We start from the raw sequence: 11,846 nt of genomic DNA, 5'->3' as shown, positions 1-11,846 counted from the left end.
AGTTGGTCCGAGGTGGCGTTTCGTCACAGGGGTGCTCGGGCACCCACTATTCATGACTACTCGAAGCAGGTGGGCCATCAAGAACGGCCGGGGCACAGCGGCGCGCATCGTCACCGGCGTGGGTGCGCTGTTCGCACTGATCGAGGTCGTCTACATTCTGTTGATCTTGTTCGGTGCGAACCAGGCGAACCAGTTCTTCGTGTTCATCAAGTCGCTGGCCGAGCCGCTCGCACTGTTCTTCCCCGGCCTGTTCAACCTCGTCAACAACAACCTCGAGACCATCCTGAACTACGGTCTGGCCGCACTGTTCTGGGTCGTGGTCGCGGGCGTGATCGCGCGAATCGTGTCCTGACACCGGTCGATCGGCATGCCAGACTTTCGCTATGGCCACGCAAGCCGACCAGCGCCGCCACGGTCCCGCCGCGATTCGCGCGACCGTGGCGGGCGTGGCGGCCGGCCTGGTCCGCGCGACCGGCCTGGCGCTGGCGCTGATCCTGGTCGTGCACGTGCTGCTGACCGTGGGCAACGCCAACCCGGACAACGGCATCACGGTCTTCTTCGGCGAGGTCGCCGAGCCGATCGCGTTGGCGTTCCGAAACCTGTTCATGCCGGAGAACGCCGAGCTGCGGGTGCTGGTCAACTACGGACTTGCCGCGCTGTTCTGGCTGATCGTCTCCGGGATCGCGTCCCGGCTCATTCGCAGACTGGCCTAAACGAGAACGTGTTCTAGCATGGTCGGGTGGACACTATCCCGGCCACCATCCCGGACACCGTCGCCGCTGCCGCCCGCCGGTTCGGCACCGCCGAGGCCGTCGTCGACGGCGCGGTCCGCCTGTCCTGGCACGACCTGCACGACCAGGTCCGCCGGGTCGCCGCCACCTTCGCCGCCATCGGGGTCACCCGGGGCGACCGGGTGGCGATCTGCGCGCCCAACACCCACCACTGGGTGGTCGCGGCGCTCGCGGTGACCTACACGGGCGCGGTGCTGGTCCCGATCAACACCCGGTTCACCGCCACCGAGACCGCCGACCTGCTCACCCGTACGAAGGCCAGCGCGCTGGTCGTGGCCGGTGAGTTCCTCGGCCGGGACCGGCTGGCCGAGCTGGTCGCCGCCGGCCATCCGCTGCCGGCGACGCTGGTCCTCGGCCCGACCACCGCGCCGCACACCCTCGCCTGGGCCGACCTGGGCGACCTGGCCGCCGCCGGCCCGGCGCCGGTCGACCGCGACGACGTCAGCGACATCCTGTTCACCTCCGGCACCACCGGCATCAGCAAGGGCGCGCTGAGCGCGCACCGCCAGGCGCTCGGCGTGGCCGACGCCTGGGCCGAGCTCGGCGAGCTGACCTCGGCCGACCGCTACCTGGTGATCAACCCGTTCTTCAACAGCTTCGGCTACAAGGCGGGCATCCTGGCCTGCCTGCGCACCGGCGCGACGATCGTGCCGCAGGCCACCTTCGACATCGACGCCGCGCTGCGGCTGGTCGCCGACGAGCGGATCACCGTGCTGCCCGGACCGCCGACGATCTACCAGGCCATGCTCGACCATCCCGACCGCGCGCGGCTGGACCTCTCGTCGCTGCGGCTCGCGGTCACCGGGGCGGCCACCGTGCCGGTCGCGCTGGTGGAGCGGATGCAGACCGAGCTGAGCTTCGACGCCGTGCTCACCGCCTACGGGCTGACCGAGGCGGTGGTGGCCACCATGTGCCGGACGGGCGACGACGACGCGACCGTCGCCGGCACCTGCGGTCGCGCGGCCGCCGGCTGTGCGCTGGCGATCGCGCCGGACACCGGGGAGGTGCTGGTGCGCGGGCCCAACGTGATGCTCGGCTACCTCGACGACCCGGCGGCCACCTCGGCCGCGATCGACGCCGACGGCTGGCTGCACACCGGCGATGTCGGCCGGGTCGACGACCGCGGCTACCTGACGATCACCGACCGGCTCAAGGACATGTACATCTGCGGCGGGTTCAACGTCTACCCGGCCGAGGTGGAGCAGGTGCTCGCGCGGCTGCCCGGGGTGGTCGAGTCGGCCGTGGTCGGCGTGCCGGACCAGCGGCTTGGCGAGGTCGGCAAGGCCTACGTCGTCGGCCGGCCCGGACTGTCCACTGAGGACCTTTTGGGGCACTGCCGGCGGGAGTTGGCCAACTACAAGGTGCCCAGGGTGGTCGAGTTCCTCGACGCGCTGCCGAGGAACGCCTCCGGCAAGGTGCTCAAGCGCGAGCTTCGGTCAGCGTGAGGCCGCTGAAGGTGAGCGTCAGGTAGAGCTCGGCGAGCTGGTCGACGGTTTTCGCGCCGTCGACGCGGAACCAGCGCACCGCGCCCCACACCGAGTCCCGCAGGAACCGGTAGGCGATCGCCGGGTCGAGGTCGCGGCGGAACTCGCCCGCCTCGATGCCCTCGCGCAGCACGGTGATCCAGATGCGCCGGACCTCGTCCTCGGACTTGGCCAGGTAGCCGAACCGGGGGAGCACCCGCAGGTGGTTGCGCTCGTTCTGCAGCACGGTGATCGCCGCCCGGTGCTCGGACATCGAGCGGAACGACGCGGTCACCAGTTCCCGCAGGGTGTCGGCCGGGCGGTGGCCGGCGGCGGCGATCTCCCGGTAGGTCGCCAGCAGGTCGTCGAGGTAGCTGGAGAGCAGCTCGTCGAGGATGGTCTCCTTGGAGTCGAAGTGGTGGTAGAGGCTCCCGGACAGCACGCCGGCGGCGTCGCCGATGTGCCGGACCGTGGTGGCCCGGTAGCCCTGTTCGGCGAACAGCTCGGCGGCGATCCGCACGAGCGCCTCCCGCCGCTCGGACGGCTTGCCCGGTTTCCTGACCATCGACTCACTTCCTACCCAAGCGCTAGCTTGGTAGCTTAGCAGGATGACTGAGGCCTACCTCGTCGACGCCGTGCGCACCCCGGTCGGCCGGCGGGGCGGCGCACTGGCCGGCGAACACCCGGCCGATCTTGGCGCACATGTGCTGCGCGCGCTGTTCGACCGGGTCGACCTGGACCCCGCCGCGGTCGACGACGTGATCTTCGGCTGCGTGGACACCATCGGTCCGCAGGCCGGCGACATCGCCCGCACCAGCTGGCTGGCCGCCGGGCTGCCCGCCGAGGTGCCCGGGGTGACCGTCGACCGGCAGTGCGGCTCGTCGCAGCAGGCGGTGCACTTCGCCGCGCAGGCGGTGATGTCGGGTACCGCCGACGTGGTGGTCGCCGGCGGCGTGCAGAACATGAGCATGATCCCGATCTCGGCGGCCATGCTCGCCGGGCGGGCGCACGGGATCCCCGACCCGTTCAGCACCTCGCGCGGCTGGCGGGCGCGCTACGGCGACCAGGAGATCTCCCAGTTCCTCGGCGCGGAGGCGATCGCGGCGAAGTGGGACCTCACCCGGGTCGAGCTGGAGGAGTTCGCGCTGCGCAGCCATGTCCGCGCGGTGGCCGCGACCGAGGCGGGCCACTTCGACGACGAGATCGCGCCGGTCGGCGAGCTGGACCGCGACGAGTGTCCCCGGCAGAACACCAGCCTGGCGAAGATGGCCGCGCTGGACCCGTTGCTGCCGCAGGGGCGGCTGACCGCGGCGCTGGCCAGCCAGATCGCCGACGGCGCGGCGGCACTGCTGGTCGTCTCCGCGCGCGCGTTGCGGCTGCACGGGCTGACCCCGCGCGCCCGCGTCCACCACCTCAGCGCCCGCGGCGGTGACCCGGTGATCATGCTGGACGCGCCGATCGCGGCCACCGCGTTCGCCCTTCGTCGCGCCGGACTGTCCATAGCGGACATCGAGCTGGTGGAGATCAACGAGGCGTTCGCCAGCGTTGTCCTTGCCTGGCAACGGGAATCCGGGGTCGACCCGGAACGGGTGAACGTCACCGGCGGCGCGATCGCCCTTGGTCACCCGCTCGGCGCGACCGGCGCGCGGCTGATGACCACGCTGCTGTCCAACCTGGAGCGGACCGGGGCCAGATACGGCATGCAGACGATGTGCGAGGGCGGCGGGCAGGCGAACGTGACCATTCTGGAGCGACTGTGAACTTCGAGGATCGCGTGGTCCTGGTGACCGGCGGCTCCCGTGGGGTCGGCCGGGGCATCGTGGACGCCTTCGTCGCGGCCGGCGCGATCGTGGTGAGCTGCGGGCGAACCCCGGCCGAGCCCGGCGTGCGACACCTGGTCGCCGACGTCCGCGATCCGTCCCAGGTGGACGATCTGGTGACCGCGATCGTGGCCGACCACGGCCGGCTGGACGTGGTGGTCAACAACGCCGGCGGCGCCCCACCCGCCGAGGCGGCCACCGCGTCCCCCCGGCTGCACGCGAAGGTCATCGAGCTGAACCTGGTCGCGCCGCTGCACGTCTCCCAGCGGGCCAACACGGTGATGCAACAGCAGGAGGGCGGCGGGGCCATCGTGATGATCGGCAGCGTCTCGGGGACCCGGCCGTCGCCGGGCACGGCCGCCTACGGCGCGGCCAAGGCCGGACTGGCCAGCCTGGCCACCAGCCTGGCGGTCGAGTGGGCGCCGAAGGTGCGGGTGAACACCGTGGTCGTCGGCCCGGTGCGCACCGAGCTGTCCGCACTGCACTACGGCGACGCCGACGGGGTGGCGGCCGTCGGCGCGACCATCCCGATGGGCAGGCTGGCGACCCCGGCCGACGTGGCCGCCGCGTGCCTCTACCTCGCCTCGCCGGCCGCGGCCTACGTCACCGGCGCGGCGCTGACCCTGCACGGCGGCGGTGAACGGCCGGCGTTCCTGGCCGCGTCGACGGCGGTGACGCCGTGATCTGCGCGGATCGGGTGGTCGCGGTGACCGGCGGCGGCCGGGGCATCGGCCGTGAGCACGCGCTGGCGTTCGCCCGCCAGGGCGCCAACGTCGTGGTGAACGACCTGGGCGACGCGGCGGCGGGCACGGTGGCCGACATCGTGGCCGCCGGCGGCCGGGCGGTCGCCCACGACCAGGACGTGTCCGCGTGGTCGGGGGCCGAGTCGCTGGTCGCGACGGCCGTGCGGACCTTCGGCCGGCTGGACGTCCTGGTCAACAACGCCGGCGTGGTCCGGGACCGGATGCTGGTCGGCACGTCGGAGCAGGAGTGGGACGAGGTGGTGCGCGTGCACCTCAAGGCGCACTTCCTGACCATGCGGCACGCGGGCGCGCACTGGCGCGAACGGGCCAAGGCGGGCGAGCGGGTGGCCGGGCGGGTGATCAACACCAGTTCCGGCGCCGGCCTGTTCGGCAGCGTCGGCCAGGCCAACTACGCGGCGGCCAAGGCCGGCATCATCGGGCTGACCGTGGTGGCCGCCGCCGAGCTGGCGCGCTACGGGGTGACCGTGAACGCGATCGCCCCGGTGGCCAGGACCAGGCTGACCGAGGAGCTGTTCGCCGACCTGCCAGCACCCGCCGACGTCGCCCCTCTGGTGGTCTGGCTGGGCAGCACGGCGTCCTCGGCGGTCACCGGCCGGGTGTTCGAGGTGGCCGGCGGCCGGATCACCGTGGTCACCGGCCACACCCGCGGCCCGGACGTCGACAACGGCACCCGCTGGGACCCGGCCGAGATCGGCCCCGCCGTGACAGCGCTGCTGGCCGCCGCACCACCAGAAGTCCCCGTCTACGGCACCTAGCAATGCCCTGAATGCCCCATTCGGGACGGTGAACGTCGTCAATGCCTCATTCAGGGCATGGGAACGCGGGGGTGCCCCACTCGCCGGTGAAGGCGATCTCGGCGAGTGGCAGCCGGCGGCGGGGGGCGAGCTCGCGCTCCCGCCGGTCGTCGTCGAGCAGGTCGGGGGAGCCCAGCGTGCCGATGACGATCACCACCAGCGGGCGCACATCCGCTGGCAGCGAGAACACCAGCGGGGCGGCGTCTTTGTGGAACCCGCCAACCTGGTGGGCGACCACCCCTTCGGCCACCGCCTGGAGCACCAGGTTCTCCGTCGCCAGCCCCGCGCCGTACTCGGACATCGGCAGCTGGCCCTTCTCGTTCGTGGTCACCACACAGCCCAGCACCAACACCGCCGCCGCCCACGCCCAGCCCTGGTTCCTCGGCGAGAGCAGGTCGAAGATCCGCTGGTAGGTGTCATCGCCCCGGCGGCCGACCAGGTACCGCGCGGGCTGGGTGTTGCCGTTGGACGGCGCCCACCGCGCCGCCTCCAGCATCGCCCGCAGCGCGGCCTCGCTGACCTGGCCGTTCGGGTCGAGCGCCCGGGGACTCCAGCGCGTGCGGACCAACTCGTGCACCGGCACGCTGGTCTCGGCGTCCTTGTTGTGCTCCATCAGATCGCATAACCCCATGAGGTGATCGAGTACGCGCCGAACCAGGAGCTTGCCACGGTCAGCGAGCACAGGGTGAGCATCGCGGTCGACGGTCGTCGTTTGGCCAGCGCCAGCGCCGCCGGCACCAGCAGGGTGAACGCCGGGATCATCAGCCGCGCCTTGGAGTTCATCAGCCCGTTGGCGCCGAGGTCCATCACCAGCACCCCGGCCGCGAAGACCATCAGCGGCCACTCCACCCGCCGCACGAACCCGATCACCAGCAGCATGATGGCCACCACGATCAGCGCGACCGTGGCCACCTCGAGCACCGACCGCGCGTCGGCCAGCGCCTCCAGGCTGAACGTGACCGTGGCCAGGCCGCCGTCGAAGCCCGTACCCCAGCCGCGTTCCTGCAGCGTGAACCAGCCGTTCCACTCGCCGGTCCGCACGCCGACCCAGGCCAGGTAGCCGAGCAGGCCGACCGGCGCGATCAGCCCACCGATCCACGGCCGCCAGCCGTCCCGCCGGCGCACCACCGCCACGATGATCGCCAGCCCGACGGCCAGCAGCAGCGCCGCCCCGGTCGAGCGCACCAGCCCGGCCGCCGCGCAGCACACCCCGGCCAGCACCCACCGCCGCTCCAGCACCCCGACCAGCGACCACGCCGCGAGCGCGCAGAACATCGCCTCCGAGTACGCCATCGACAGCACCACCGACATCGGCGACGCCGCGAACAGCGCGACCAGGATCAGCCCGGTCCGCCGGGAGCCGCCGTCAATGTGTCGCCCGAGCCTGGCCAGCGCGTAGGAGCACACCACCCCGGCCACGATCGTCATGGTGAACGCCGAGGTCACCAGCCCGATCCCGCCACTGCCGTCGATGGCGGCGAACCAGCGCACCACCGCCGGATAGCCGGGGAAGAACGCCAGCGGCGTCTGCGCGTCCCGGTTGCCGAACGCGTCCACCAGGCCCGCCGGCACGCCGTCGTACCCACCCTCGGCGATGGCCAGGAACCACTGGCCGTCCCAGGAGCGCAGCGACTCGGTGACCGACCGGTTGTTCTCGGCGGCCATCCAGGTCAGCACCAGCAGCCCGAACTCCCGGATGCCGAGGAAGATCATCGCCGGCGCGAGCAACACGCCGAGCCGGCGCGCGGACCAGAAGCGTTCGACCGGCTCGACGGTGGTGTCGAGCGTCTCAGTCGACTCGGTGGTGTGCGCCGACTCACCCTCCCCCGAGTGGGCACGCGTCACATCCGTCGCAGACACCCCGATCCCTTTCCCCGTCGGCTGACCCGGCCGTTACAGCCTAGGGCGCGCCATCGGCGGTCGCTGCCACCACACGTGGTGGGGACCACAAGCAGGACCGAATCGATTCGCCAACTCCGTTAGGCTCGCCCGAGGGTCGCTTCAAGGAGGTTTCGGACAGTGGCGCTCGTGGTCCAGAAGTACGGCGGTTCTTCCTTGGAGAGCGCGGACCGGATCAAGCGTGTCGCCGAGCGGATCGTCGCCACGCGCAAGGCAGGCAATGACGTCGTGGTGGTGTGCTCGGCGATGGGCGACACCACCGACGAACTGCTCGACCTCGCCCAACGGGTCAATCCGGTGCCGCCGGAGCGGGAGATGGACATGCTGCTCACCGCGGGTGAGCGCATCTCGAACTCGCTGGTGGCGATGGCGATCAGCGCGCTCGGTGCCGAGGCGCTGTCGTTCACCGGATCCCAGGCCGGGGTGATCACCGACTCGACCCACGGCAAGGCGCGGATCATCGACGTCACCCCTGGCCGCGTGCAGAACGCGCTGGACGACGGCTACATCTGCCTGGTCGCCGGCTTCCAGGGCGTCAGCCAGGACACCAAGGACATCACCACGCTGGGCCGGGGTGGCTCGGACACCACCGCGGTCGCGCTGGCCGCCGCGCTGAACGCGGATGTCTGCGAGATCTACACCGACGTGGACGGCGTCTACACCGCCGACCCGAGGATCGTGGCCAACGCCCGGCGGCTGGACCGGGTGCCCTACGAGGAGATGCTCGAGATGGCGGCCTCGGGCGCCAAGGTGCTGATGCTGCGCTGTGTCGAGTACGCCCGCCGCTACGGCGTCACCATCCACGTCCGCTCGTCGTACACCAACAAGCCGGGCACCATCGTCACCGGCTCAGTGGAGGATCTTCCCGTGGAACAGGCAATGATCACCGGTGTCGCACACGATCGGTCCGAGGCGAAGGTCACCGTGACCGGCGTGCCGGACCAGGCCGGGGTCGCGGCCCGGATCTTCCGGGTGGTCGCCGACGCCGAGATCGACATCGACATGGTGCTGCAGAACGTGTCGAGCACGGTGTCCGGGCGCACCGACATCACGTTCACGCTGTCCAAGGACAACGGCCCGACCGCGGTCGCCGCCCTGGAGAAGATCAAGGAAGAGCTCGGCTTCACCGCGGTGCTCTACGACGACCACGTCGGCAAGGTGTCGCTGGTCGGCGCCGGCATGCGCTCCCACCCCGGGGTCACCGCCGGGTTCTGCGAGGCGCTGGCCAAGGCCGGGGTGAACATCGAGATCATCAACACCTCGGAGATCCGGATCTCGGTGCTGATCCGGGACACCGAGCTGGACGACGCGGTCCGCGCGATCCACGAGGCGTTCGAGCTCGGCGGCGACGAGGTGGCCACGGTGTACGCGGGGAGTGGTCGCTGATGGCCCCCACCCTCGCGCTGGTCGGCGCCACCGGCGCGGTCGGCACCGTGATGATCGACATCCTGAACCAGCGGCCGTCGTGGCCGTGGGGCGAGGTGCGGCTGATCGCCTCGCCGCGCTCGGCCGGTAAGAAGCTGACCGTTCGCGGCCAGGAGCTGACCGTCCGCGCGCTGGCGCCCGAGGTGTTCGACGGCGTCGACGTCGCCATGTTCGACGTGCCGGATGAGGTGTCCGCCCAGTGGGCGCCGGTGGCCGCCGAGCGGGGCGCGGTCGTGGTGGACAACTCCGGCGCCTTCCGGATGGACGAGGACGTGCCGCTGGTCGTGCCGGAGTGCAACGTCGACCAGATCGCCAACCGGCCGCGCGGGATCATCGCCAACCCCAACTGCACCACGCTGTCGATGATGGCCGCGCTCGGCGCGCTGCACCGGGAGTTCGGCCTGCGGGAGCTGGTCGTCGCCTCCTACCAGGCGGTCTCCGGCGCCGGGGTCGCCGGTGTCGAGCGGCTCTACGCCGAGTTGGCCGCGGTGGTCGGCAAGGACGTCGGCGTGCGCGCCGGCGACGTGCGCGAGGCGCTGGAGGCGGCCGGGCTGCCGCTGGCCGACTCGCCGTTCCCGGCGCCGCTCGCGTTGAACGTGGTGCCGTCGGCCGGCTCCTACAAGGGCGACGGCTGGTACTCCGAGGAGCTCAAGGTCCGCAACGAGTCCCGCAAGATCCTGGGCATCCCGGACCTGCGGGTGTCGGCCACCTGCGTGCGGGTGCCGGTGGTGACCACCCACTCGTTGGCCGTGCACGCCACCTTCGCCAAGCCGGTCACCGTCGCCGGGGCGCACGAGGTGTTCGCCGCGCAGCCGTCGGTGGTGCTGGTCGACGACCCGGCCAACGGCGTCTTCCCGACCCCGGCGGACGTGGTCGGCGGCGACCCGACCTATGTCGGCCGGGTCCGCCAGGCGCTGGACTTCCCGAACACGCTGGACTTCTTCGTCTGCGGGGACAACCTGCGCAAGGGCGCGGCGCTGAACACCTACGAGGTCGCCGAGGCGCTCGCCGCGCGCGGATAGTCCACACCTTCGGCCCTGTATTCGGAAAGCGACCCACCGTTACGGTCGATCCATGGGTCGGTTGGGGTTCACGCTGCGTGCTGTCATCGGGGCGATCGCCCTGGTCATCCTGGTGCCGGGAGTGGCGTCGGCCGCGCCGCCGACGGCGTTACCCGGCAACGCGACCGCGGCCGACGCCAAGTGGCAGCCGGCGTTCGACTACGACGGCGACGGCTGTTACCCGACGCCGGCGATCGGTCCGGACGGCACGCTGAACCCCGGGCTGCGCAACTCCGGTCCGCTCAACGGGGACTGCCACGACCAGGCCGACCTGGACAACACGAACTCCTACGCCCGCACCAAGTGTGACCGCGGCTGGTGCGCGTACCTCTACGACCTGTACTTCGAGAAGGACCAGGCCGTGCCGATCATCGACTGCTGCGGGCACCGCCACGACATCGAGCACGTGGTGGTGTGGGTGGAGCAGGCCGTCGACCAGGCGCAGTACGTGTCGGTGTCGGCCCACGGCAACTACCAGACCCACCCGCGCTCCGCGGTCTCCTGGGAGGGCACGCACCCCAAGGTCGTCTACCACAAGGACGGCGCCAGCACGCACTGCTTCCGGATCGCCAGCGCCACCGAGCCGCCGGAGAACCACTACGGCGCCTGGCAGTACCCGGACCTGGTCAGCTGGGACAACTACCCGCCCGGCATCCGCGACATCCTGGTGAACGCCGACTTCGGCAGCGCCAGCCTGGCCATCAAGGACAGCGCGTTCGCCGGCAACCTGGAGCGGGCCAAGCCGGCCGGCATCCCGTTCGACCCGCACGCCTGAGCGTCAGGACCTGGCCTTGGCCAGCCAGTCCCTGCTCTGGTGTGCCGAGCCGGGGTAGGTGCGCTCGACGTCCTCGGCCAGGTCGGCGATCGTGGTGGCGGCCAGTTCGCGCCGCCACGACAGCTCTGCCCTGGACATGGCGCGGGAGACCACGCAGCCCTCGACGTAGTTGACCTTCCGGTCGCCGAAGGGGGAGCCGTGCAGGATCTCCGCGCAGCGGAACGCCGGCTCGGGACCCTCGATGGCGACCACCACGTCCAGCATGGTGATCTTCGCCGGCGTGCGGTCGAGCCGGAAACCGCCGCGTGGGCCGGAGGTCGAGTGGACGATCCCGGCCCTGGCGAGCGCCTGCAACTGCTTGTTCAGGTACGGCGCCGGTAGGTCGAAGTAGGCCGCGAGCCGCGCGGCGGGCACCGGGACCTCCGTCCAGGACAGGTTGAGGCAGCTGTGCAGCGCCCACTCGACACCCTCGGCCATGCGCATGTTCTGGACAGTACGTATCCAGGAAATGTGCCGCAACCACTTGTCGTACTGATTCTGGATATGTAGTGTCCTGGATATGAAATATCCAGAAATAACCTTCGCCATGGTCCGCGCCGCCGAGGCCGAGGTCCTGCCCGCCAGTGGCGTCACCCTGCTGGTCGACGCCGAGGCCACCGGCGGCGCACTGACCAGCAACCGATCGTGGTTCGACCCCGGCTCCCCGGGCGCGCCGCCGCATGTCCACTCGGCCGCCGCCGAACTGTTCCTCGTCCTCGACGGGTCGTTGGACGTGTTACTCGACCAGGAGATCGTGACCATCACCGCGCACGACCTGCTCGTCGTGCCGCCGGGCATGCCGCATGCGTTCGCGCCGAGCACGGGCCGCTTCGCCGACGTGGTGTTCGTGTACACACCGAGCAAGCCGAGGTTCGAGTACTACCGCCTGCTCGAGCGCCTCTACACCGGCGCGGCCGACGAGCGGGAGATCATCGAGTCGCAGGACCGGTTCGACAACCACTACGTCGAGAGCCCGGTCTGGGAGGCCCGGGCGTAGGAGTTGTGGACAGTGTGG

14 protein-coding genes are annotated in these 11,846 nt (G+C 71.1%); 10 read left to right on the top strand and 4 right to left on the bottom strand.

What is annotated here, in order from left to right; translation table 11 throughout:
* Nucleotides 1-52 precede the first annotated feature (52 nt).
* The 3 genes from ACYVIP_RS33950 to ACYVIP_RS33940 are packed head-to-tail and all read left to right on the top strand — an operon-like array spanning nt 53 to nt 2,236.
* Complete coding sequence (locus ACYVIP_RS33950) at nt 53-352, top strand: hypothetical protein (RefSeq protein ID WP_460403908.1); 300 nt, start codon at nt 53-55, stop codon at nt 350-352.
* A gap of 31 nt (nt 353-383) precedes the next feature.
* Nucleotides 384-713 (top strand): hypothetical protein, encoded by a 330-nt coding sequence (locus ACYVIP_RS33945; protein WP_460403906.1) that lies wholly within the window; start codon nt 384-386, stop codon nt 711-713.
* Between the two features lie 26 nt (nt 714-739).
* Nucleotides 740-2,236 carry a FadD3 family acyl-CoA ligase gene (locus tag ACYVIP_RS33940; RefSeq protein ID WP_460403904.1) on the top strand — a complete coding sequence of 499 codons (1,497 nt, stop codon included), beginning with the start codon at nt 740-742 and terminating at the stop codon, nt 2,234-2,236.
* Here the strand turns inward: ACYVIP_RS33940 and ACYVIP_RS33935 are convergent.
* A complete protein-coding gene (locus ACYVIP_RS33935) occupies nt 2,211-2,819 on the bottom strand; it encodes a TetR/AcrR family transcriptional regulator (protein ID WP_460403902.1) in 609 nt (202 codons plus the stop codon). The genes ACYVIP_RS33940 and ACYVIP_RS33935 overlap by 26 nt on opposite strands.
* Nucleotides 2,820-2,862: 43 nt before the next feature.
* Between ACYVIP_RS33935 and ACYVIP_RS33930 the strand changes: the two genes are divergently transcribed.
* Genes ACYVIP_RS33930 through ACYVIP_RS33920 form a run of 3 tightly spaced genes read left to right on the top strand, consistent with a single transcriptional unit; the run spans nt 2,863 to nt 5,593 of the window.
* Complete coding sequence (locus ACYVIP_RS33930; RefSeq protein WP_460403900.1) at nt 2,863-4,014, top strand: acetyl-CoA C-acetyltransferase; 1,152 nt, start codon at nt 2,863-2,865, stop codon at nt 4,012-4,014.
* Nucleotides 4,011-4,757: an SDR family oxidoreductase gene (locus tag ACYVIP_RS33925; protein ID WP_460403898.1), complete on the top strand. Its 747-nt coding sequence runs from the start codon at nt 4,011-4,013 to the stop codon at nt 4,755-4,757. Before ACYVIP_RS33930 ends, ACYVIP_RS33925 begins: the two co-directional genes overlap by 4 nt.
* Nucleotides 4,757-5,593 carry an SDR family oxidoreductase gene (locus ACYVIP_RS33920; RefSeq protein WP_460404164.1) on the top strand — a complete coding sequence of 279 codons (837 nt, stop codon included), beginning with the start codon at nt 4,757-4,759 and terminating at the stop codon, nt 5,591-5,593. Before ACYVIP_RS33925 ends, ACYVIP_RS33920 begins: the two co-directional genes overlap by 1 nt.
* 46 nt (nt 5,594-5,639) lie before the next feature.
* Here ACYVIP_RS33920 and ACYVIP_RS33915 read toward each other — a convergent pair whose 3' ends face one another.
* Together ACYVIP_RS33915 and ACYVIP_RS33910 are read right to left on the bottom strand one after the other, a co-directional pair.
* Nucleotides 5,640-6,245, bottom strand: a complete 606-nt coding sequence (locus tag ACYVIP_RS33915; protein ID WP_460403896.1) for a nitroreductase family protein — start codon at nt 6,243-6,245, stop codon at nt 5,640-5,642.
* Nucleotides 6,245-7,492 (bottom strand): mannosyltransferase family protein, encoded by a 1,248-nt coding sequence (locus tag ACYVIP_RS33910; protein ID WP_460403894.1) that lies wholly within the window; start codon nt 7,490-7,492, stop codon nt 6,245-6,247. The genes ACYVIP_RS33915 and ACYVIP_RS33910 overlap by 1 nt, the downstream gene beginning before the upstream one ends.
* A gap of 159 nt (nt 7,493-7,651) precedes the next feature.
* On the opposite strand from ACYVIP_RS33910, the gene ACYVIP_RS33905 reads away from it, so the two are divergent.
* Genes ACYVIP_RS33905 through ACYVIP_RS33895 form a run of 3 tightly spaced genes read left to right on the top strand, consistent with a single transcriptional unit; the run spans nt 7,652 to nt 10,792 of the window.
* Nucleotides 7,652-8,917, top strand: a complete 1,266-nt coding sequence (locus ACYVIP_RS33905; protein WP_460403892.1) for an aspartate kinase — start codon at nt 7,652-7,654, stop codon at nt 8,915-8,917.
* Nucleotides 8,917-9,978 (top strand): aspartate-semialdehyde dehydrogenase, encoded by a 1,062-nt coding sequence (locus tag ACYVIP_RS33900; RefSeq protein ID WP_460403890.1) that lies wholly within the window; start codon nt 8,917-8,919, stop codon nt 9,976-9,978. Before ACYVIP_RS33905 ends, ACYVIP_RS33900 begins: the two co-directional genes overlap by 1 nt.
* 52 nt (nt 9,979-10,030) lie before the next feature.
* Nucleotides 10,031-10,792, top strand: coding sequence for an NPP1 family protein (locus ACYVIP_RS33895; protein ID WP_460403888.1), 762 nt, complete (start codon nt 10,031-10,033; stop codon nt 10,790-10,792).
* Between the two features lie 3 nt (nt 10,793-10,795).
* Here the strand turns inward: ACYVIP_RS33895 and ACYVIP_RS33890 are convergent, their stop codons facing one another.
* Complete coding sequence (locus tag ACYVIP_RS33890) at nt 10,796-11,275, bottom strand: RrF2 family transcriptional regulator (RefSeq protein WP_460403886.1); 480 nt, start codon at nt 11,273-11,275, stop codon at nt 10,796-10,798.
* Between the two features lie 76 nt (nt 11,276-11,351).
* Between ACYVIP_RS33890 and ACYVIP_RS33885 the strand changes: the two genes are divergently transcribed.
* Complete coding sequence (locus tag ACYVIP_RS33885) at nt 11,352-11,828, top strand: cupin domain-containing protein (protein WP_460403884.1); 477 nt, start codon at nt 11,352-11,354, stop codon at nt 11,826-11,828.
* Nucleotides 11,829-11,846: the final 18 nt, after the last annotated feature.

The sequence above is a fragment of the Actinophytocola sediminis genome (assembly GCF_054779715.1).
Note: the sequence above shows the minus strand (reverse complement) of the source record. Positions and strands in the feature narration are given on the sequence as shown.

Coding starts and splice junctions, on each gene's coding strand:
- ACYVIP_RS33950 (WP_460403908.1), top strand. CDS start 53: ATGACTACTCGAAGCAGGTGGGCCATCAAGAACGGCCGGGGCACAGCG.
- ACYVIP_RS33945 (WP_460403906.1), top strand. CDS start 384: ATGGCCACGCAAGCCGACCAGCGCCGCCACGGTCCCGCCGCGATTCGC.
- ACYVIP_RS33935 (WP_460403902.1), bottom strand. CDS start 2,819: ATGGTCAGGAAACCGGGCAAGCCGTCCGAGCGGCGGGAGGCGCTCGTG.
- ACYVIP_RS33930 (WP_460403900.1), top strand. CDS start 2,863: ATGACTGAGGCCTACCTCGTCGACGCCGTGCGCACCCCGGTCGGCCGG.
- ACYVIP_RS33915 (WP_460403896.1), bottom strand. CDS start 6,245: ATGGAGCACAACAAGGACGCCGAGACCAGCGTGCCGGTGCACGAGTTG.
- ACYVIP_RS33900 (WP_460403890.1), top strand. CDS start 8,917: ATGGCCCCCACCCTCGCGCTGGTCGGCGCCACCGGCGCGGTCGGCACC.
- ACYVIP_RS33895 (WP_460403888.1), top strand. CDS start 10,031: ATGGGTCGGTTGGGGTTCACGCTGCGTGCTGTCATCGGGGCGATCGCC.
- ACYVIP_RS33890 (WP_460403886.1), bottom strand. CDS start 11,275: ATGCGCATGGCCGAGGGTGTCGAGTGGGCGCTGCACAGCTGCCTCAAC.
- ACYVIP_RS33885 (WP_460403884.1), top strand. CDS start 11,352: ATGAAATATCCAGAAATAACCTTCGCCATGGTCCGCGCCGCCGAGGCC.